Below are 20591 nucleotides of genomic sequence, written 5' to 3' on the forward strand. Positions count from 1 at the left end.
TGCCTCATGTCGTGATGGGCAGCAGCGAGCGGGTGAACGCATCCGCCGGCCAGCCGGCCAGCAGCTCGCCCAGGCCGCGCCGCACATGGCCCGCGCGGCCGCGCACCGTGGCCGCATGCCACAGCGAGGACAGGATGGCCTGCTCCACGCTGTCGGCCGCGGCCTGGAAGAAAGGGTCGAGCCGCGCATCGTGCAGCAGCGCGACGGCCGGCATGGGTTCGGCGGCAAGCTGCGGCAGCGTGTAGGCGGTCGAGAAGGCCAGAGCGATGTCGCCGCTGCCATGGCCGAACACCGAGCCGGTGCGGGCCAGGCCCGCGCCGGCGCGCAGGGCCAGGCGGCGCAGCTGCCGCGCGTCCAGCGGCGCGTCGGTGGCGAGCAGCATGATGATCGAGCCACGCTCGGGCGCCGTGGATGCGGCTGTGGTGCCAGCCTGCTGCAGCCACGCGCCGACCGGCCGGCCCGCCACCTGCAGTTGTTCGGGCCGGCCCTGGTTGCTCAGCACCAGCGCGCCGACCGTCCAGCGCAGCACGCCGCTCTCGTCGGCGATGCGCCGTGAAGCACTGCCGATGCCGCCCTTGAGCCCATGGCACGACATGCCGCGCCCCGCGCCCACGGCGCCCTGCGCGAAGTCCTCTGCGGCGGCCTGCCAGGCGGTCAGGTAGTCGGCCTCGACCACGGCAAAGCGCTGCATGTCGCTCAGGAAGCCGTCGTTGCACTCCAGCACCAGCGGATTCAGCGAGGGCCAGCTCCGGCTGCATTCGGGATGCGCCGCGATGCACTGGCGCATCTGCGCCTCGGCCACCGCCGGCACGGCGTAGGTATTGGTCAGGGCGATGGGCGATTCCAGTACGCCCAGTTCCTCCACCTGCATCAGCCCCAGGCTCTTGCCGAAGCCGTTGAGCACCGCCACGCCGGCTGGCACGCGCTGCAGGTAGGGGCTGCCGGCATGCGGCCGCACGACCGTGACGCCGGTGTGCACATCCTGGCGTGGATCGTCCAGCGTGGCATGACCGACGGTGACGCCGGCCACATCGGTGATGGCATCGCGGGCACCCGCAGGCAGGACGCCGATGTGGGGCAGGGCCGGGCCGCGCGCCGGCTGTCCGGTGGCGCCAGCGCAAGCGCCCTCGTTCGCGGCCGGAGTGGGGCTCACAGCCGGTCGATCTTCGGGTCCAGCGCGTCGCGCAGGCCGTCGCCCAGCATGTTGAAGGCCAGTACCGTGAAGAAGATCGCGAGCGACGGGAACAGCGCCACGTGCGGCGCGTTGACCATGTCTGCGCGGGCCTCGTTGAGCATGGCGCCCCACTCGGGCGTGGGCGGCTGCGCGCCCATGCCGAGGAAGGAGAGGCTGGCTGCCGTGATGATCGAGGTGCCCATGCGCATGGTGAAGTACACGACGATGGCCGACAGCGTGCCGGGCAGGATGTGGCGCAGCAGGATGGTGAGATCGCCCGCGCCGATGCTGCGCGTGGCTTCGATGTAGGTCAGGTTCTTCAGCGCCAGCGTGTTGCCGCGCACCAGCCGCGCGAAGGCCGGCACGCTGAACACCGACACCGCCACCACCACGTTGGTCATGCTGCTGCCCAGGATGGCCACCACCGCGATGGCCAGCAGGATGCCGGGGAAGGCGAACAGTACGTCGCACATGCGCATGATGAGCCGGTCCCACCAGCCGCCGTAGAAGCCCGCCACCAGGCCGAGCGCCGTGCCGACCACTGCGCCCAGCGCGACGGAGACAAAGCCGGTGGCCAGCGAGATGCGCGCACCCATCAGGATGCGGCTGAAGATGTCGCGGCCCAGCGGATCGACGCCGAACCAGTGCGCGGCCGACGGCGGCGTGTTGAGCCGGTCGTAGTCGAAGAAGTTCTCGGCGTCGTAGGGCGAGATCCACGGCGCGAGCACCGCCACCGCCACCAGCAGCACGATGAAGGCCAGGGCCGCCAGTGCCATGGGCTGGCGCTTGAACTTACGCCAGAACTCGGACCAGGGCGAGCGCACTGCCAGCGGCGCGCCGCCGGCCGCTGCCGCGGCGGCCGAGGAGTCGGAAGCGGGAAGGGAGGAAGGGGAAGACATGGTGGAAGGGGATGCCTGCTTGCGGTCGGTCGGGTGCATCACTTGCCGAAGCGGATGGCCGGGTTGATGAGGCCGTAGAGCACGTCCACCACCAGGTTGATGAGGATGAACTCCAGCGAGAACAGCAGCACCAGCGCCTGGATCACCGGGTAGTCACGCATGTCCACCGCGTCCACCAGCAGCCGGCCCAGGCCGGGCCAGTTGAAGACGGCCTCCACCACGATGGAGCCGCCGAGCAGAAAGCCGAACTGCAGGCCCATCATGGTGACGACCGGGATCAGCGCATTGCGCAGGCAGTGCTTGAAGAGGATCCACGACTCGGGCACGCCCTTGGCGCGCGCGGTGCGCACGAAGTCCTCGCCGATCACCTCGATGAAGGACGCACGGGTGAAGCGCGCCATCACGGCGGCCACCGCGGCGCCCAGCGTCAGCGAGGGCAGGATGTAGTGGCGCCACGAGTCGGCGCCGACCGTGGGCAGCCAGCCCAGCTGCACCGAGAACAGCTGCATCAGCAGCATGCCCAGCGCGAAGGCCGGAAAGGAAATGCCTGACACCGCCAGCGCCATGCCCAGCCGGTCGGGCCACTGGTTGCGCCACACGGCCGAGGCGATGCCGATGGCCATGCCGAAGAGCGTCGCCCACACCATGCTCGTCACGGTGAGCCAGAAGGTGGGCATGAAGCGGTCGCCGATCTCTTGTGACACGGGCCGCTTGGTGCGCAGCGAGGTGCCCAGGTCGCCATGCAGCAGGCGGTTGAAGAAGGCCACGAACTGCTGGGGCATGGGCTTGTCCAGGCCCAGGTCCTGGCGCACCAGCTCCACCGTCTCGGGGCTGGCATCCACGCCCGCGGCCAGCCGCGCCGGATCGCCGGGCAGCAGGTGCACGAACAGGAAGACCAGCACGGCCACGATCAGCAGCGTGGGAGCAAGGCCGAAGAGGCGGCGGACGACGTAGTGGAGCATGGGGAAACAGGTGGCTCGGGCGGGAAGCGCAACGCAAACTCAGGCGGGTGCTCGATGGCGGCGGCCGCGAAGCAGGCCGCGGCGCCATCCTTCGGCAGCGCTTGGGGCTGGCCGCCCCGAGCGAATACGCACAAAGATCAAAGGGCCGCGGAGCAGGCCACGCCAGTGCACCCGCGGAACCGGCTTTGCCGGGCCGCCGGGTGCGCCCCCTTGAGGGGGGAGGCGGCTACACGAAGTGAGCAAGCAACGGGGGTGGGCTTATTTCAGCTCCACTTCGTCGAAGTTGAAGCTGCCGTCCGGAATCACATAGAAGCCGGCCAGGTTGCGCGCACGCACCGACAGCAGCTGCTCGGTCACCAGGAAGGCCCAGGGTGCGTCCTTCCAGATGCGTTGCTGCGCATCGGCGTAGATCTTGGCCTTCTCGGCGTTGTCGGTGGTCACCAGCGCCTTCTGGATGTCCGCATCGACCTGCTCGTTCTTGTAGTAGGCCGTGTTGAACAGCTTGGGCGGGAAGGACTCCGACGCCAGCAGCGGGCGCAGCGCCCAGTCGGCCTCACCGGTCGACGAGGACCAGCCCACGTAGTACATGCGCACCGGCGCCGTCGCCGGGTCCTGTGCGCTCTCCACGCGCTCCACGCGCTGGCCGGCCTCCAGCGCCTGCACCTGCACCTTGATGCCGACCTGCGCCAGTTGCTGCTGCACGAACTGGATCACCTTCTGCGCCGTGCTGTAGTTGTAGGCGCTCCACAGCGTGCTCTCGAAGCCGTTGGGATAGCCCGCCTCCTTCAGCAGCTCGCGCGCCTTCTTGGGGTCATAGGGCCAGGGGCCGAGCTTGGTGTTGTACTGCACGCCCTTGGGCAACACGCCCTCGGCCGGGATCGCGTAGCCCGAGAAGGCCACCTTGGCCAGGGCTTCCTTGTTGATCGCGTAGTTGATCGCCTCGCGCACCTTCGGGTTGTCGAAGGGCTTCTGCTGCGTGTTCATCGAGATGTAGCGCTGGATGATCGAGGGCGCGCTCGTGACCTCCAGGCTTGGCTTGGACTGCAGCGTCGCGGCCGCCTCGGGCGGCATCGGGAAGGCGAAGTGCGCCTCGTTGGTCTGCATCATCGCGGCGCGCGTGTTGTTGTCCACCACCGGGCGCCAGGTGATCGAATCCACCTTGGGATAGCCCTTGCGCCAGTAGCCGTCGAACTTGGTCACCTTGAGGTAGTCGGTGGACTTCCACTCGACGAACTTGAACGGGCCGGTGCCCACGGGGTTCTGCGCGATGCCCTTGCTGCCGTACTTGGCCAGCGCGGCCGGCGAGATGATCACCGCCGACGGATGGGCCAGCGAGTTGATGAAGGGCGAGAAGGCTTCCTTCAAGGTGAAGCGCACCGTGGTCGGGTCCACCGCCTCGGTCTTGGCGATGTTCTTGTACAGGTTGTAGCGCTTGAGCTTGTTGTCCGGGTTGGTCACGCGGTCGAAGGTGGCCTTCACGGCCTCGGCGTTGAAGTCGGTGCCGTCGTGGAACTTGATGCCGGTCTTGAGCTTGACCGTGTACACCAGCCCGTCCTTGCTGACGGTGTAGCCCGTGGCCAGCACCGGCTGCATCTTCATGTCCTTGTCGAAGCCGAACAGGCCCTGGTAGAAGGACTTGGCCACGGCCTGCGACAGCGTGTCGTTGGCGTCGTAGGGGTCGGTGGTGGTGAAGTTGGACTGCACGGCCACGACGATGTCCTTGGCGGCGTGTGCCGAAGCGGCGAAGCCCGCCAGCCCGGCCAGGGCCAGGGCGGCGGCGATGCGATGGGGACGCTGTTGCTGCATGTGAAGCTCCTTCGGAAGAAGAGGAAGAAAAAGGAAGGGAAAGGGACGGGACGTTCAGCCTTGCGGCGGCGCCACGAAATGATCGGGGCCGACCTGCACCAGCGGCGGCACCTCCGGCTCATGGCCGGCCGGGAAGATGGGGCTCGGGATCTCGCCCTGCAGCAGCGCGCGCGGCTGGTGCCGGCGAGACGGGTCGGCCACCGGCACCGCGCTCATCAGCTTGCGGGTGTAGGGATGCTGCGGATTCTCGAAGACCGCGCGGCGCGGGCCGATCTCCACGATGCGGCCCAGGTACATCACGGCCACGCGGTGGGCGATGCGCTCCACCACCGCCATGTCGTGCGAGATGAACAGGTAGGCCATGCCCATCTCGCGCTGCAGCTCCAGCATGAGGTTGACGATCTGCGCCTGGATCGACACGTCCAGCGCCGACACGGCCTCGTCCGCCACCACCACCTTGGGCTGCAGTGCCAGGGCGCGCGCGATGGCGATGCGCTGGCGCTGGCCGCCGGAGAACTCGTGCGGATAGCGCTGCGCATGCTCGGGCGCCAGGCCCACGCGGGTGAGCAGCGCCTCCACCCGCGACTGGGCTTCGGCCTTCGTGGCCAGGCCGTGCACCAGCAGCGGCTCCATGATCGAGAAGCCCACCGTCAGCCGTGGGTCGAGCGAAGCGTACGGGTCCTGGAAGATGAACTGGATGTCGCGCCGCAGGGCCTGCACCTCCGCCGTGCCGAGTGCCAGCACGTCGCGGCCGTCGAAGCGGATGCTGCCGCGCTGGCTCTCGACCAGGCGCAGCAGCGAGCGGCCCGTGGTGCTCTTGCCGCAGCCCGATTCGCCCACCAGCGCCAGCGTCTCGCCGGCGCGCAGGTCGAAGCTCACCTTCTCCACCGCGTGCACCTCGCGCGTCACGCGCTGCAGCCAGCCGCCGCGCAGCGGAAAGCGCGTGACCAGGTCGCGCACCTGCAGGATGGGCTCGGCATCGTGGCGCACGGTGTCGTGCGCGGGCGTTGGCGAGACCGCACCTTCGGCCGAATCGACGCGCAGCAGCTCGAAGGGGGCAGGCCGGTCGGTGCCCTGCATGGCGCCCAGCCGCGGCACCGCCGACAGGAGGGCGCGGGTATAGGGATGGGCCGGGGCCGCGAAGAGCTGCGTCGACGGGCCTTCCTCGACCTTGTCGCCGCGGTACATCACCAGCACGCGGTCGGCCACCTCGGCCACCACACCCATGTCGTGCGTGATGAAGACAACGCCCATCTGCATCTCGCGCTGCAGCTCGGCGATCAGCGCCAGGATCTGCGCCTGGATGGTCACGTCCAGCGCGGTGGTTGGCTCGTCCGCGATCAGCAGCTGCGGCTTGCACGACAGCGCCATGGCGATCATCACGCGCTGGCGCATGCCGCCCGACAGCTGGTGCGGATAGCGGCGCAGCACCTCGCGCGCCTCGGGGATGCGCACCAGCTCCAGCATGCGCAGCGCCTCGGCACGTGCGGCAGTCTGGCTCTTGCCCTGGTGGATGGCGATGGCCTCGGCGATCTGGTCCCCGGCGGTGAAGACGGGGTTGAGCGAGGTCATCGGCTCCTGGAAGATCATGGCCACGTCTGCGCCGCGGATGCCGCGCATCGTGGCCTGCGAGGCCTGGGCCAGGTCCAGCACCTCGCCGTTGCGCCGGCGCAGGGCCATGCGGCCGTTCAGGATGCGGCCGCCGCCGTAGTCGACCAGGCGCATCAGCGCCAGCGAGGTGACGGACTTGCCCGAGCCCGACTCGCCCACGATGGCCAGCGTCTCGCCCCGGTCCACATGGAAGCCCAGGTGCTTGACCGCGTCGACCGTGCGCTCGCGCGTGGCGAAGCGGACGCTCAGGTCGTCGACCTGCAGCACGCGGCCTTCGGGAAGGGCGACGCCCGCGCGGGTGGCGGCGGGCGCCTCGGCAATGGCAGTGCTCATGGGGGCTTCAGCGGTGGATGGCGGTGACGGGCGCGTCGGCGCCGCGCACGTGGGCACGGTACATGCCCTCGGTGTTGAAGGGCAGGGCGAGGTTTCCATGACGGTCCACCGCGATCAGCCCGCCGGTGCCGCCCAGCGCGGGAAGGCTCTGGTGGACCACCGCGTCGGCCGCCTCGGTCAGCGACTGTCCGGCATAGCGCATGCGCGCGCAGACGTCGTAGGCGGCAGCGGCGCGGATGAACATCTCGCCACTGCCGGTGCAGGAGATGGCGGCATAGCGGTCGTCGGCATAGGTGCCGGCGCCGATCAGCGGCGAGTCGCCGATGCGGCCGACGCGCTTGTTGGTCATGCCGCCGGTGGAGGTGGCGGCGGCCAGGTGGCCGTGCCGGTCGACGGCGACGGCGCCGACGGTGCCCATCTTGCGGTCCTCGTCCAGCGGCGTGCGCGGCTTCCCGGAAGCCTCGGCCACGGCAGAGGCGCCGTCGTGGTCCAGCACCACGCGGCCGGCGGCGCGCACGCGCTCCAGCTGTTCGCGGCGCATGGGCGTGGAGAAGTAGGCGGGGTCGACGAAGGTCAGGCCGCGCTCCTGCGCGAAGGCCTCGGCCCCGGCGCCGGCCAGCAGCACGTGGGCGCCGTCCTCCATCACGGCGCGCGCCGTGTGCACCGGGTTGCGCAGGCGGCTCACGCCGGCGATGGCGCCAGCGCGCAGGTCACGGCCGTCCATCACGGCGGCGTCCAGCTCGTGCGTGGCGGCATGGGTGAACACGGCGCCGTGGCCGGCGTTGAAGAGCGGGCAGTCTTCCAGCATCTGCACGGCCAGGCAGACGGCGTCGAGCGCGCTGCCGCCCTCCAGCAGCAGCGCCTGGGCGGCGGCGGCGATGTCGTGCAGCGCCTGGCGGTAGCCGCGGGCGTCCTGGGCACTCAGGCTGGCGGCCGTGATGGTGCCGGCGCCGCCATGGAGGGCGAGGGCGGGAAGGGTCATGCGAAAAGGTCCTTGGGGTCGACGCCGCGGCGGCCGGTGTGCGTGTTCCAGATCCACGGCGCAATGGCCTCGGCGGTACCGCGTGCGGCCTGCAGTGCCTCGCGGCTTTGCAGCGACAGAGCAATGATGAGGGCCTCGATCAGCGCCAGCACGCTGCTTTCGCAGTTGGCGCGAAAGCGACTGCGGGCCTGCGCGAAGAGGGCCACGTCAGCCAGCGGTGCCAGCGGCGACTCGGAGTGGTCGGTGATGGCGAGCACCGGCGTGCCGCGGGCGCGGGCCTGCTCGGCCAGGGCCACGGTGTCGGCCAGGTAACGGGGGAAGCTGATGGCCACCACCAAGTCCTGTGGCGTGCTGCGGGCCAGTGCGCGGGCGGCATGGGTGGCGCCCGCAGCGCTGGCAAGCAGCCGCACGTCGCCGCAATGGGTTTCCAGACCATGCTGGAGCAACCCACCGAGCCAAGCGCTGGCACCGTAGCCGGCGACGTAGATGGTGCGCGCGTCGCGCAGCAGCGTCACGGCCGCTTCGCAGGCCTCGGGCGTCAGCGCCTGACGTGTGCCATCGATGTTCTGGCGACATTCTTCGAGCGCACTGGCGAACACGTCGGCCGCGCTGGCAGGGCCGGATTCGACCTGGCTGCGCAACTGCTCCACCGGCGCCAGCAGCGCCTCGAAGCCGCGCACCAGCTCGGCCCGGAAGGCTGGGTAGCCGTCGAAGCCCAGCGCCCGCGCGAACCGGTTGGCCGTGGCGATGGACACGCCCGCGCGCGCCGCCAGCTCGTCGATGGAGAGCGTGGCCACCTGCAGTGGCTGAGCCAGCACGACGTCCGCCACCTGCCGATGCAGGCGCGAAAGCTGTGGCCGCGCCTGCGCGATGCGCTGGGCGACGCTGTGCGTGCCGTGAGGTGCCGACGAGGCGGATTTGGAGGGTGCGAGCACGAGTTTGGGGCGAATGTGAAAGCGAATTTACACGCTTGGTGCATTCGAAGAAAACTTTTGATCGTTTTCTTTCACCCCAGCAAAGACCGGGCCAAGGGGCTCAGGCCGTTTCCTGGCTGTCCTCGTCGTCGTTCGACGCGCGCATGGCCCTCGCCGCCACCTCCGCCGAAAAGCCTCTCGCCAGCAGGAAGCGCATCTGGCGTCCGCGCTCGCGGGCGTCGGCGGGGGGCGTGCCGAAGCGCTTGAGCCACAGGGCCCGGGCGCGCGCGGGTTCGGAGTCTTTCAGGCCCGCCAGGGCGTGGGCGGCAGCCTCGGCGTCCACCCCCTTAGCGGCGAGTTCCTGGCGCAGGCGGCTCGCGCCCAGGCGCCCGGCGCGCTGGTGGAGCAGGGAGTCGATCACCCGCTGCTCGTCGATGAAGCCGCGTGCCTGCAGATCGTCGAGCACCCGGGCCAGTTCGCCCGGCTCGGCTTCGTGCGCGGCCAGCTTGCGCTCCAGCTCCAGCCGCGAATGCTCGCGCCGGCTGAGCAATTGCAGGGCACGGCCCTTGAGCGACAGCGTGGGCCGTGGGCGGCGGGGCGTGGCCTCAGCGGAGGTGGCGTCCGCCCGCTCGGGTGAGGGCGTGTCGCCCCCGACCCTGCGCCGCTCGCTGCCGGGCGCGCGCCCGGACGCCCTCCACATGCCGGCTTACTCCGCGTCGGGCGCGTCCACCACGCCGTCGGTGGGCAGCAGGCTGATGCCCAGGCTGTCGCGCACCTTGTTCTCGATCTCCACGGCCAGGGCCGGGTTCTCGCGCAGGAACTCGCGGGCGTTGTCGCGGCCCTGACCGATCTTTTCGCCGTTGTAGGCATACCAGGCGCCGGACTTCTCGACGATGCGCGCCGTGACGCCCATGTCGATGATCTCGCCTTCGCGGCTGATGCCCTCGCCGAACAGGATGTCGAACTCGGCCGTCTTGAAGGGCGGACTCACCTTGTTCTTGACCACCTTGACCTTGGTCTCGTTGCCGATGGCCTCGTCGCCCTTCTTGATGGTGCCGGTGCGGCGGATGTCCAGGCGCACCGAGGCGTAGAACTTCAGCGCGTTGCCGCCGGTGGTGGTCTCGGGGCTGCCGAACATCACGCCGATCTTCATGCGGATCTGGTTGATGAAGATGACCATGCAGTTGGTTTTCTTGATCGTGGCGGTCAGCTTGCGCAGCGCCTGGCTCATCAGGCGGGCCTGCAGACCGGGGAGGCTGTCGCCCATCTCGCCCTCGATTTCGGCCTTGGGCGTGAGTGCGGCCACCGAGTCGACCACGATCAGGTCCACGGCGCCCGAGCGCACCAGGCTGTCGACGATTTCGAGCGCCTGCTCGCCCGTGTCGGGCTGGCTGATCAGCAGGTCCGACACGGTCACGCCCAGCTTCTGGGCATATTGGATGTCCAGCGCATGCTCCGCATCCACGAAGGCGCACTGGCCGCCCTGCTTCTGCATCTCGGCGATGACCTGCAGCGTGAGGGTGGTCTTGCCGGACGATTCCGGGCCGTAGATTTCGATCACGCGGCCGCGGGGCAGGCCGCCGACGCCCAGCGCGATGTCCAGGCCCAGCGAGCCGGTGGAGACGACCTGGATGTCCTCGATCTTCTCGCCCTCGCCCAGGCGCATGATGGTGCCCTTGCCGAACTGCTTTTCGATCTGGGCCAGTGCGGCCTGCAGGGCCTTGGCCTTTTCGCTGTTGGCGGCCTTGACGGGTGCGTCCATGAGTGACTCCTTGAGGTGTGGATGGGTGCCTGTCTTGATCTACAGGCTGGATGCTTGAACAGTAGTGTAGGGGCGAGTATCTTTCTGCCAAGCCATTTTTTTGTCAGTTTGGCTTACCATTGATCATGGACCTTTCAGAGCCAAAGGACGACGACTGGCGCCAGACCCACCTGGGCCGCTTGCTGGGCCACGCCATGCGGCGTTTCGATGCCCGCGTCTACGAATTGATGGCCCATGACGTGGACGTGCCGCTGGCACTGTCCAACCTGGCGGCGCGCCAGCAGGTGACGGCGGCGCACATCCACATCACCCGCCACCTGGCGCGCGGCGGTTCGCGGCTGGGCGAGCTGGCCGAGTCGGCCGGGATGACCAAGCAGGCCATGGGCGCGCTGGTGGACCAGTGCGAGGCGTGGGGCCTTGTGCGGCGCGAGGCCGATCCGCTGGACGCGCGGGCCCGGCGCATCGTCTTCACCGCCGACGGCCTGGCCTGGCTGGAGGCCTTCCGCCGCTGCGTCGCGCGGGCCGAGGCCGAGTTCCGCGCCAGCGTGGGCGAAGAGGTCGCGACGGTGGTTGCCCTGGGGCTCGAAGCCTATTGCGGCTCCTAGAATCCGCCACCCTCCAGAGAGCCCCCATGCGCATCCTCATCGCCGAAGACGACCAGGTGCTGGCCGATGCCCTGCTGCGCAGCCTGCGCACCTCGGGCGCGGCCGTCGACCATGTGGCCACCGGCCCGCAGGCCGATGCGGCGCTCATGACCAACAACGAGTTCGACCTGCTCATCCTCGACCTGGGCCTGCCCAAGCTGCATGGGCTGGAGGTGCTCAAGCGCCTGCGGGCGCGCGGCTCGCAGGTGCCGGTGCTGGTGCTCACCGCCGCCGACTCGGTGGAAGAGCGCGTCAAGGGCCTGGACCACGGCGCCGACGACTACATGGCCAAGCCCTTTTCGCTGCAGGAGCTGGAGGCGCGGGTGCGCGCCCTCACGCGCCGCGGCATGGGCGCCACCAGCAATGCCATCAGGCACGGCCCGCTGGTCTACGACCAGGCGGGCCGCGTGGCCACCATCGACGGCAAGATGGTCGAGCTGTCGGCGCGCGAACTGGGCCTGCTGGAGGTGCTGCTGCAGCGCGCCGGCCGCCTGGTCAGCAAGGACCAGCTGGTGGAGCACCTGTGCGAATGGGGCGAGGAAGTGAGCTTCAACGCCATCGAGGTCTACGTCCACCGCCTGCGCAAGAAGATCGAGAAGGGCCCGATCCGCATCGCCACCGTGCGCGGCCTGGGCTACTGCCTGGAAAAGATCGACGGCTGATGCGGGCTGAGCGGCTCGGCACCCGCCGCCCGCGACGCACCGGATCGGCCGTTGCGCGGCCTGTGATCCGTCCAGAGGCAACGCCACTCATCGACACCGCGGCATGAAGCTCTTCCAGCGCGCCCAGAACTCCCTCTTCGGCGAAATCCTCGACTCGCTGCTGGCGCCGGCCGTGGTGCTCATCCTGCTGAGCATCGGCCTCACCTGGCTGGTGTCGCAGGGCATCGCCAACGCTCCCTACGACCGCGCCCTGGCCCATGGTGTGCGGCTGATCGGTGGCGAGGCGGCGCGTGCCGTCGCGCAGGGCCGGGCGCCGGAGCTGCCGCCGCTGGTCACCGAGGTGCTGCGCGGCAGCGAGGACGACCGCGTGTGGTTCCAGGTCCTCGATGCCCAGGGCCGCCGGCTGGCGGGCACCGGTGGCCTGCCCGGCCCCCATCTGGCACAGACCCCGGTGGCCGGTGTCGTCTACATCGACGACGGTCAGGTCCAGGGGCGGGAGGTGCGCATCGCCCACCTCTGGGTGCGTCCCGGCAGCGCGAGCCCGGCCCCGACCGGGCGCATTGCGCTCGCCACAGAGGGCGCTTCGGACATCCCCGAGACCATCACCGAGCCCGAGGATGCGGAAGGCGCCGGCCTGCTGCTGGTACAACTGGCCGAGACCCGCGCACGCCAGGCCGCGCATGCGCGCGAGATCATCACCGGCGTCCTGCTGCCCCAGTTCGCCCTGGTGCCGCTGGGCGTGATGCTGCTGTGGATCGCGCTGGCGCGCGGCATCAAGCCGCTGTCGGTGGTGGAGGACCGCATCCGCGACCGCCAGCCCGACGACCTGCGTCCCATCGACGCCACTTCGATCCCGCTGGAGGTGGCGCCGCTGGTGTCCTCCCTCAACGAACTGCTGACCAAGCTGCGCGACTCCATCGGCACGCAGAAGCGCTTCCTGGCCGACGCGGCGCATCAGCTCAAGACACCGCTGGCGGGCCTGCGCATGCAGGCCGACCTGGCCCAGCGCGAAGGCGCCAATGCCGACGAGCTGAAGCAGTCGCTCAAGCAGATCGGCCGCGCCAGCATGCGCGCCACGCACACCGTCAACCAGCTACTGGCGCTTGCGCGCGCCGAAGGGGGCGCCGGCGTGCTGGCGCGCCAGCCCTGCGACCTTGCGCGTTTGACCATCGACGCCGTGCGTGAGCTGCTGCCGCGCGCCATGGACAAGTCATTGGACCTGGGCTACGACGGCGCGCAGCCGGGAGCGGCCGGCGTGATGCTGCCGGGCAACCCGACCCTGCTGCGCGAGCTGATCCGCAACCTGCTGGACAACGCCATCAACTACACGCCCTCGACCCCCGCTCGACCGGGCGTGATCACCGCGCGCGTGCTGGCCGATCCCTTCGGCCACGTCCTGCTGCTGCAGGTGGAGGACAACGGCCCCGGCATTCCCGAGGCCGAGCGCGAGCTCGTGTTCGAGCCCTTCTACCGCGTGCTGGGCAACGAGGCCGACGGCTCCGGCCTGGGTCTGCCCATCGTCCGTGAGATCGCCGGCCAGCACCGGGCGCAGGTGCTGTTGCAGGAGGCACATCCGGGGCAGCACCCGCCGGGCACGCGCTTCACGGTGCGCTTCGACACCGAGCCCCCGCAGTCCTGAAGCGCCACCGCTCAGCGGGCCGGCGAGGAACTGGCGGATTCGGGCGCCTCGGCGGCGGGCGCATCCGCCGGTGCGGGGCGCACCTCCAGCAGCTCGGGCCGGATCTGGGTGTTGAGCCGCTGCGGCTCGCGCTCGTGCAGGCTTGCGGGCGCCCACCCGAAGCCCGCCAGGTCACCGCGCGCCCAGAGGAAGTAGCCGGCATTGGCCAGCAGCAGGGCAAGGACGCACAGGCGCAGCAGCATGGTTCGTTCAGAAGGGCTGGCCCAGCGGCCGCACGCTGACCTCGGCGCTGTCCACCAGCCGCAGGCCACTGTCGGTGGCGATGCGCAGTTCGCCGCCCGGCGCCACGCCCTCGCAGCGACCGGCCGTGCCGTCGCTCATATGCACCTCGCGGCCCAGCAGCGCATCGCGTGCCGCATAGCGCGGTGCCACGGGCGCGAAGCCATCGTCGGCAAAACGCAGCACCTCGGCCAGCAGCGCCGGCGCCAGGGCCAGCAGCACGCTGCCGGGCTCGGCGTGCGGCGACCACTGGCGCACCCAGGCGGGCGGCGTGCGCATGCCTTCGGCCGGTTGGGGGCCGATGTTGATGCCGACGCCGATCACCACCTGCCGCGGCCCGGCCGTAGCCTGCCCGGTGGAGGCGGTCTCGATCAGGATGCCGGCCAGCTTGCGGTCCTGCACCCACAGGTCGTTGGGCCACTTGATCTGAACGCCGGCACTGCCCAGCGGATCGAGCGACTCGGCTGCGCCCACACCCACGGCCAGCGACAGGCCGGACCAGCTGCGCGGCGCGAGCGGCAGCGACATGGAGAACATGAGCGAGGCCGCGTGCGAGACGGGCGTGCCGCCTTCCCATTGCCTGCCCAGTCGGCCACGGCCGGCCGTCTGACGCTCGGCCACCAGAAGAGCGGGGCGGGTGTCGCCGGCGCGGGCGCGGCGCATGAGCTCGGTGTTGGTGGAGTCGATCTCGTCCACCACCTCGACCCGCAGGCCGGCCCGCTGGGCGGCCAGGGCCTGATGCAGCGCGTCGACGGGCCAGCCCGCTGCCATGGCCATCAGGCCTTGCCCTTCGCCTTCTTCTTGCGGGCCTTGTCGTCGCCCTGCGCCTTGCCGCTGGCCTTCTTGCCCGACTTGGCAGACTTCTCGGACTTGCCGGCCTTCTTGCCGGATTTGGCCTTCTTCGCCTTCTTGTCCTTCTTCTTGCCGCCCTTGCCCGGCACGGCCTCGGCATCCTCCGGTGGCGCCAGCAGCGTGCCGCGGCAGTCGGGCGAGCCGCACCAGCAGGGGAAGTCGGCCAGCAGTTCGGGCGTGTACGGCGAGTCGATCACCAGGCCGTAGTCGTAGTTGAGTTCCTCGCCCGCGGCGATGTCGCGCAGCGCGCGGATGAACACGCGGCCGTCCTCGACCTCGGTCTCGCAGTTGGGTCCGCAGGAGTGGTTGATCCACTTGGCCGAATTGCCGTGCACCTTCCCGTCGATCACATGCTTGTCGTCGATGTGGAAGTAGAAGGTGTGGTTGGGCTGCGCCGGGTCGTGCGGATGGCGCCGCAACGCCTCCTTCCAGGTGATGACCTCGCCGGTGTACTCGATCACCAACTCGCCCGCCGCGATGTCCTGCGTCGCGAACACCCCCCTGCCATGCACGCCGGAGCGCCGGGTCTGGATGCGGCGACCGGCAGAGGGTGCGGGCGAAGAAGGGGATTTGGAGGGCATCGCCGAGTTCTGATAGCTTGAGATGTGCACATGTGCGCGCATGCGCACGTGCGCGAGAGGCGCAGAGTATAGAGAGCCGTCCTGTGCGCCGCCGGCCCCCGCCGGCGGTGCCTTCGACCCCGCGGCGCCGCTGTGTCCGGCCCTGCGGGCGGCTCTTGCCCCATGAGAGATTTTTGGATGACCAAGACCCTGGTGATTGCGGAGAAGCCGTCGGTGGCGCAGGACATCGTGCGCGCGCTCACGCCCGTGTCCGGCAAGTTCGACAAGCACGACGAGCATTTCGAGAACGACAACTACGTCGTGACCAGCGCCGTGGGCCACCTGGTGGAGATCCAGGCCCCCGAGCAGTACGACGTCAAGCGCGGCAAGTGGAGCTTCGCCCACCTGCCGGTGATCCCGCCGCACTTCGACCTCAAGCCCGTGGACAAGACCAAGGGCCGCCTGAACGCCGTGGTGCGCCTGGCGCGCCGCAAGGACGTGACGCAGCTGGTCAACGCCTGCGACGCGGGCCGCGAGGGCGAGCTGATCTTCCGGCTGATCGAGCAGTACGCCGGCGGCGCCAAGCCGCTGGGCAAGCCGATCCGCCGGCTCTGGCTGCAGTCGATGACGCCGCAGGCCATCCGCGACGGCTTCGACCGCCTGCGCTCCGAGCGCGAGATGCAGGGCCTGGCCGACGCCGCCCGTTCGCGCTCCGAGGCCGACTGGCTGGTGGGCATCAACGGCACGCGGGCCATGACGGCCTTCAATTCGCGCGACGGCGGCTTCTTCCTGACCACCGTCGGCCGGGTGCAGACGCCCACGCTGTCCATCGTGGTCGAGCGCGAGGAACAGATCCGCAAGTTCGTCAGCCGCGACTACTGGGAGATCCATGCCGTCTTCCAGGCGCAGGCCGGCCAGTACCCCGGCAAGTATTTCGACCCGGCCTGGAAGAAGGCCAATGCCCCGCTGCTTCTGAACTCGCAAGGTGTGGGCGAGCCCGACCCCGAGCAGCGCGCCGACCGCCTGTGGACGGCGGCCGAGGCCCGAGCCATCGCCGAGGCGGTGCGCGGCCGTCCCGCCACCGTCACCGAAGAGAGCAAGCCCACCACCCAGGCCAGCCCGCTGCTGTTCGACCTGACCTCGCTGCAGCGCGAGGCCAACAGCCGCTTCGGCTTCTCGGCCAAGACCACGCTGGCGCTGGCCCAGTCGCTGTATGAGCGGCACAAGGCGCTGACCTATCCGCGAACGGACTCGCGCGCCCTGCCCGAGGACTACTTGCCGGTGGTCAAGGACACCCTGGGCATGCTCGCCAACAGCGGCATGCGCCACCTGGCGCCCTTCGCGCAGCAGGCCCTCGACCAGAACTACGTCAAGCCCACCAAGCGCGTGTTCGACAACGCCAAGGTGTCGGACCACTTCGCCATCATCCCCACGCTGCAGGCGCCCAGCGGCCTGTCGGAGGCCGAGCAGAAGCTGTATGACTTCGTGGTGCGGCGCTTCCTGTCGGTGTTCTTCCCCAGCGCCGAATTCCAGGTCACGACGCGCATCAGCACCGTGGAGGCCGCGGGCAAAAAGCACAGCTTCCGCTCCGACGGCAAGGTGCTGGTCAAGCCGGGCTGGCTCGCCATCTACGGCAAGGAAGCCGCCACCGATGAGGACGAGAAGGACGGCAAGACGCTGGTGCCCGTGAAGCCCGGCGAGCAGGTGAATACCGAGAGCGCCGAGGTCAAGGCCCTCAAGACCCGCCCGCCTGCGCGCTACAGCGAAGCCACGCTGCTGGGCGCCATGGAAGGCGCCGGCAAGCTGGTGGACGACGACGAGCTGCGCGAGGCCATGCAGGAGAAGGGCCTGGGCACGCCGGCCACCCGTGCCGCCATCATCGAAGGCCTGCTCAACGAGAAGTACATGCTGCGCGAGGGCCGCGAGCTGATCCCCACCGCCAAGGCCTTCCAGCTGACGACGCTGCTGCGCGGCCTGGGCGTGGAGGAACTCTCCAAGCCCGAACTCACCGGCGAGTGGGAATACAAGCTCGCGCAGATGGAGCAGGGCCACCTGAGCCGTGACGAGTTCATGCGCGAGATCGCCCGCATGACCGAGCACATCGTGCGCAAGGCCAAGGAATACGACCGCGACACCGTGCCCGGCGACTACGCCACGCTGTCGGCGCCGTGCCCCAACTGCGGTGGCATCGTGCGCGAGAACTACCGGCGCTTCGCCTGCACCGGCAAGTCCGGCAGCGGGCAGGACGCCTGCGGCTTCTCCTTCACCAAGTCGCCCGCCGGCCGCACCTTCGAGCTGGCCGAGGCCGAGCAGCTGGTGGCGAACAAGCACATCGGCCCGCTGGAGGGCTTCCGCTCCAAGGCCGGCTGGCCTTTCGTGGCCGAGATCGTGCTCAAGCACAGCGACGAGGACAACAACTGGAAGCTGGAGTTCGACTTCGGCGACGACGGCAAGGACCCGGCCGAGACCGGCGAGATCATCGACTTCGGCGCCGCGCCCTCGCTCGGCCCCTGCCCCAAGTGCGGCGCGGGCGTGCACGAGCTGGGCGCCAACTACGTGTGCGAGCGCTCGGTGCCCACGGCCGACCATCCCACGCCCAGCTGCGACTTCAAGACCGGCAAGGTGATCCTGCAGCAGCCGGTGGAAGAGGAGCAGATGCGCAAGCTGCTGGCCACCGGCAAGACCGACCTGCTGGACAAGTTCGTCAGCATGCGCACGCGCCGCTCCTTCAAGGCCTTCCTGGCCTGGAATGCGGAAGAGGGCAAGGTCACGTTCGAGTTCGAGCCGCGCACTTCCAAGTTCCCGCCGCGCAAGACGGCCTCGGCCGCGCCGGCCCGCGCGCCCGCTGCCAAGAAGGCGGCTGCAAAGAGTGCGACGAAGACCGCCGCCAAGGCCCCGGCGGCCAAGAAGGCGGCGGCCCCCAAGGCGCCGCGCAAGACCAGCGCCGCCGCGGGCCGCCAGCCCAGTGCGGCGCTCGCGGCGGTGATCGGCCCGGAGCCGGTGGCCCGGCCCGAGGTCATCAAGAAGCTGTGGGACTACATCAAGGCCAACGGCCTGCAGGACGCCAAGGACAAGCGCGCCATCAACGCCGACGACAAGCTGCGTCCGCTGTTCGGGCGTGACCAAGTGTCGATGTTCGACCTGGCCGGGATCGTGGGGAAGAACCTGGAAGGCTGAGGCTGAGGCTGAGGCTGAGGCTGCGGAGTTTCTGGCCCCGTCGCTGTGGTGCGCTTGTGCCTCGGTACGGCGGGGTTGTTGGGTAGCCGTGCCTCTGTAGTGTGGGATCGCGAGGTTCTGGGGTTGCGACACCGGTTGGCACTAACCCGTCAGAGGATGCCGGCATGCGCGCTCCCGGTGCACGCTCGCGCCGACCGGCTTGTCGCACGACACGGGTGCCCGCTCTCTACCGACGTGCTTCGGGCACTGCACGGCGCCGCGAATGGCACCTCCGCACGCACACCGTCATCCTCCGCCTGGACGCTGCGCCCGAACGGCTGGATTTGGCCGCCGGGTGCTGAAATCCGGTCGCCCTGAGCCTGTCGAAGGGCAAGGCGGCGCTCAGCGCAAAGGCCCTGTCGTCCTGGCCCGCGTCATTACAACCCTGACGCGCGCGGCTTCGACAGGCTCAGCTCGAACGGTCAAGGGTCGGCTTGCCCCGCATTAGTACCCCCAGGAATCGCGGCCCTGCGGCCCACGGCACCCCGGCCCAAGGTCCCAAGGTCCCAAGGTCTCACGGCCTGAAAAGGGAAGGGTTCGCCAGCATCGTCCAGGCAGAGGACGCCGGTGTGCGTGCGGAGGTGCCATTCGCGGCGCCGTGCAGTGCCCGAAGCACGTCGGTAGAGAGCGAGCACCCGTTATGCGCAACAAGTCGGTCGGCGCGAGCGTGCACCGGGAGCGCGCATGCCGGCGTTCTCTGCCGGGTTAGCGCCCCCGCTTTTCGCCCCCGCGCTGAAGCCGAAGCCGGATGAGGCGCCGCCCATTCCTGACCAGCGAACCCGGCCCTCAGCCCCGCCGCAACAACGCCTGCCGCAACATCCGCGACGCCCGGTCACGGATGCGCCCCGGCATCTGCCGCAGCGCCCGACGCGGCTGCACCCGTGCAGTGGCACAGGCCCAGAGGAAGTCATGCAGGATCGGCGTGTCGTTGATCGTGTCGGTGGTGCCGTACTTGTGGAACTCCGGATGCCACTGCGTGGCCGCGATGTAGCTGTGGCTGCCCTGGTCGGGCCGGCGTCGGATGGCTTCGGGCACGCGGTCGGGCAGGCTCCAGGCCTCCACCTCGAAGCCCGACGCCAGCTTCTTGATGCCCTGGTGGTGGATGCTGTTGACCCGCGCCTGCGCCACCCCCGGGTACATCTGCGCCAGCCGGGTGCCGGGCACGATCTCGATCCCGTGGAAGTTCTGGTCATAGGCCACCGGGTCGCGGTGGCGCAGCGTCTCGGGATGACCGTGCTGCTCCTCGATGTCCTGGTAGAGCGAGCCGCCGAAGGCCACATTGATCAGCTGCAGGCCGCGGCAGACGCCGAAGATCGGCTTGCCGGCCTGCTCGAAGGCCTCCACCAGCGCCAGGTCGTACAGGTCGCGGATCCGGTCGCCGATCCAGGCTTCCTTCAGCGGCTCCTCGCCGTAGCTGCCCGGCCACACGTCGGCGCCGCCGTGCATCACCACGCCGTCCAGCCACTCGGCGTAGTGGGCCAGGCTGGTGTCGCCGCGCGCCGTGTCGCCCGTCGGGCAGGGCACCATCACCACCATGGCGCCGGCCGACATCAGCCAGTGGCAGATGGACTGCTCCACATACTGAAGCGTCTTGTTGGTGAACAGCGACCGGCCCGGGTCGGCATGCTGGAAGCAGGCCGACAGGCCGATCTTGAGGCGGGCAGAGACCGGCGCCGCGCCACCCGCAGGCGGCAACCGAGAGGCTGTGGACATGGCTCGATGGTGCGCGCTGCCTGCGTCGGGGCGTGTCGGCCGAGGGCGCGTCCGCAGCCGTCCGAGCCGCAAGGAGCGTGCCGCGCCGCTACAATCCCGCGGTTTTGCTCCGCGCGGTCTGTCTGCGCGTGGCGACGTTCAAGCGTTGAGATCGTGGCGATCCGTTTGTGGTCGCCGCGGTCCCTCCCTGACAGTTTCGCGCCCGCCTTTTCCACGTACACAGGCTCGGGCGCCGGCGGTGGCAGCCGGTGTGCGTACCGGCGTCCTGCCTGCTAGAGGACACACGACATGGCGAAGGAAGAGCTGATTGAAATGCAAGGGGCGGTCACCGAAGTGCTGCCCGACTCGCGCTACCGCGTGACGCTGGAAAACGGCCACCAGGTCATCGCGTACAGCGGCGGCAAGGTGCGCAAGAACCACATCCGCATCATCCTGGGCGACAAGGTGTCGCTCGAGATGTCGCCCTACGACCTGAGCAAGGGCCGCATCACCTTCCGCCACCTCGAGCGCCGGGGTCCGCCGCCCGAAGGCTCTCGCCGCTGATCGATCCGGCCACCATGCGGTGCCTCCGTGCCGCATGGGC

Annotated in this window: 18 protein-coding genes; 5 read left to right on the forward strand and 13 right to left on the reverse strand. The window is 69.7% G+C overall.

Annotated features, from left to right (window positions below):
- Positions 1–4: 4 nt before the first annotated feature.
- The 9 genes from BXA03_RS10355 to recA all read right to left on the reverse strand — a co-directional run bounded on the left by BXA03_RS10355 (position 5) and on the right by recA (position 10443).
- Positions 5–1081 carry a P1 family peptidase gene (locus tag BXA03_RS10355; protein ID WP_076507644.1) on the reverse strand — a complete coding sequence of 359 codons (1077 nt, stop codon included), beginning with the start codon at positions 1079–1081 and terminating at the stop codon, positions 5–7.
- A gap of 68 nt (positions 1082–1149) precedes the next feature.
- A complete protein-coding gene (gene gsiD / locus BXA03_RS10360; RefSeq protein WP_076507647.1) occupies positions 1150–2073 on the reverse strand; it encodes a glutathione ABC transporter permease GsiD in 924 nt (307 codons plus the stop codon).
- 38 nt (positions 2074–2111) lie between these two features.
- Positions 2112–3035, reverse strand: coding sequence for a glutathione ABC transporter permease GsiC (gene gsiC / locus BXA03_RS10365; RefSeq protein ID WP_076507042.1), 924 nt, complete (start codon positions 3033–3035; stop codon positions 2112–2114).
- Between the two features lie 258 nt (positions 3036–3293).
- A complete protein-coding gene (gene gsiB, locus BXA03_RS10370) occupies positions 3294–4841 on the reverse strand; it encodes a glutathione ABC transporter substrate-binding protein GsiB (protein WP_076507044.1) in 1548 nt (515 codons plus the stop codon).
- A gap of 54 nt (positions 4842–4895) precedes the next feature.
- Entirely contained in the window at positions 4896–6785 is a 1890-nt protein-coding gene (locus BXA03_RS10375; protein WP_076507047.1) for a dipeptide ABC transporter ATP-binding protein, read from the reverse strand.
- 7 nt (positions 6786–6792) lie between these two features.
- Positions 6793–7767: an isoaspartyl peptidase/L-asparaginase family protein gene (locus BXA03_RS10380; protein WP_076507049.1), complete on the reverse strand. Its 975-nt coding sequence runs from the start codon at positions 7765–7767 to the stop codon at positions 6793–6795.
- On the reverse strand, positions 7764–8702 hold the full coding sequence (locus BXA03_RS10385; RefSeq protein WP_076507051.1) for a MurR/RpiR family transcriptional regulator: 939 nt from the start codon (positions 8700–8702) through the stop codon (positions 7764–7766). Before BXA03_RS10385 ends, BXA03_RS10380 begins: the two co-directional genes overlap by 4 nt.
- A gap of 100 nt (positions 8703–8802) precedes the next feature.
- Positions 8803–9381 (reverse strand): recombination regulator RecX, encoded by a 579-nt coding sequence (gene recX, locus BXA03_RS10390; protein WP_083716013.1) that lies wholly within the window; start codon positions 9379–9381, stop codon positions 8803–8805.
- Between the two features lie 6 nt (positions 9382–9387).
- Positions 9388–10443 carry a recombinase RecA gene (recA, locus tag BXA03_RS10395; RefSeq protein WP_017760563.1) on the reverse strand — a complete coding sequence of 352 codons (1056 nt, stop codon included), beginning with the start codon at positions 10441–10443 and terminating at the stop codon, positions 9388–9390.
- Positions 10444–10568: 125 nt separating this feature from the next.
- On the opposite strand from recA, the gene BXA03_RS10400 reads away from it, so the two are divergent.
- The 3 genes from BXA03_RS10400 to BXA03_RS10410 all read left to right on the forward strand — a co-directional run bounded on the left by BXA03_RS10400 (position 10569) and on the right by BXA03_RS10410 (position 13388).
- A complete protein-coding gene (locus tag BXA03_RS10400) occupies positions 10569–11048 on the forward strand; it encodes a MarR family winged helix-turn-helix transcriptional regulator (protein ID WP_076507054.1) in 480 nt (159 codons plus the stop codon).
- A gap of 26 nt (positions 11049–11074) precedes the next feature.
- Entirely contained in the window at positions 11075–11749 is a 675-nt protein-coding gene (locus BXA03_RS10405; protein WP_076507056.1) for a response regulator transcription factor, read from the forward strand.
- Positions 11750–11852: 103 nt separating this feature from the next.
- Entirely contained in the window at positions 11853–13388 is a 1536-nt protein-coding gene (locus BXA03_RS10410; RefSeq protein WP_076507058.1) for a sensor histidine kinase, read from the forward strand.
- 11 nt (positions 13389–13399) lie between these two features.
- On the opposite strand, the gene BXA03_RS10415 is transcribed toward BXA03_RS10410, so the two are convergent.
- The 3 genes from BXA03_RS10415 to BXA03_RS10425 are packed head-to-tail and all read right to left on the reverse strand — an operon-like array spanning position 13400 to position 15100.
- Complete coding sequence (locus BXA03_RS10415) at positions 13400–13630, reverse strand: sporulation protein (protein WP_076507061.1); 231 nt, start codon at positions 13628–13630, stop codon at positions 13400–13402.
- A 7-nt stretch (positions 13631–13637) separates the two neighbouring features.
- Complete coding sequence (locus BXA03_RS10420; RefSeq protein ID WP_076507064.1) at positions 13638–14444, reverse strand: biotin--[acetyl-CoA-carboxylase] ligase; 807 nt, start codon at positions 14442–14444, stop codon at positions 13638–13640.
- Positions 14444–15100 carry an SET domain-containing protein gene (locus BXA03_RS10425; protein WP_076507652.1) on the reverse strand — a complete coding sequence of 219 codons (657 nt, stop codon included), beginning with the start codon at positions 15098–15100 and terminating at the stop codon, positions 14444–14446. The genes BXA03_RS10420 and BXA03_RS10425 overlap by 1 nt, the downstream gene beginning before the upstream one ends.
- A 177-nt stretch (positions 15101–15277) precedes the next feature.
- Between BXA03_RS10425 and BXA03_RS10430 the strand changes: the two genes are divergently transcribed.
- Complete coding sequence (locus tag BXA03_RS10430) at positions 15278–18256, forward strand: DNA topoisomerase III (RefSeq protein WP_076507066.1); 2979 nt, start codon at positions 15278–15280, stop codon at positions 18254–18256.
- 825 nt (positions 18257–19081) lie between these two features.
- Here BXA03_RS10430 and BXA03_RS10435 read toward each other — a convergent pair.
- Entirely contained in the window at positions 19082–20008 is a 927-nt protein-coding gene (locus BXA03_RS10435) for a gamma-glutamyl-gamma-aminobutyrate hydrolase family protein (protein WP_076507069.1), read from the reverse strand.
- A 288-nt stretch (positions 20009–20296) separates the two neighbouring features.
- Between BXA03_RS10435 and infA the strand changes: the two genes are divergently transcribed.
- Positions 20297–20551 (forward strand): translation initiation factor IF-1, encoded by a 255-nt coding sequence (infA, locus tag BXA03_RS10440; protein ID WP_076507071.1) that lies wholly within the window; start codon positions 20297–20299, stop codon positions 20549–20551.
- The last annotated feature ends 40 nt before the right edge of the window (positions 20552–20591 follow it).

This window comes from Pseudacidovorax sp. RU35E (genome assembly GCF_900156165.1).
In the GTDB taxonomy this organism is placed as follows: domain Bacteria; phylum Pseudomonadota; class Gammaproteobacteria; order Burkholderiales; family Burkholderiaceae_C; genus Xenophilus.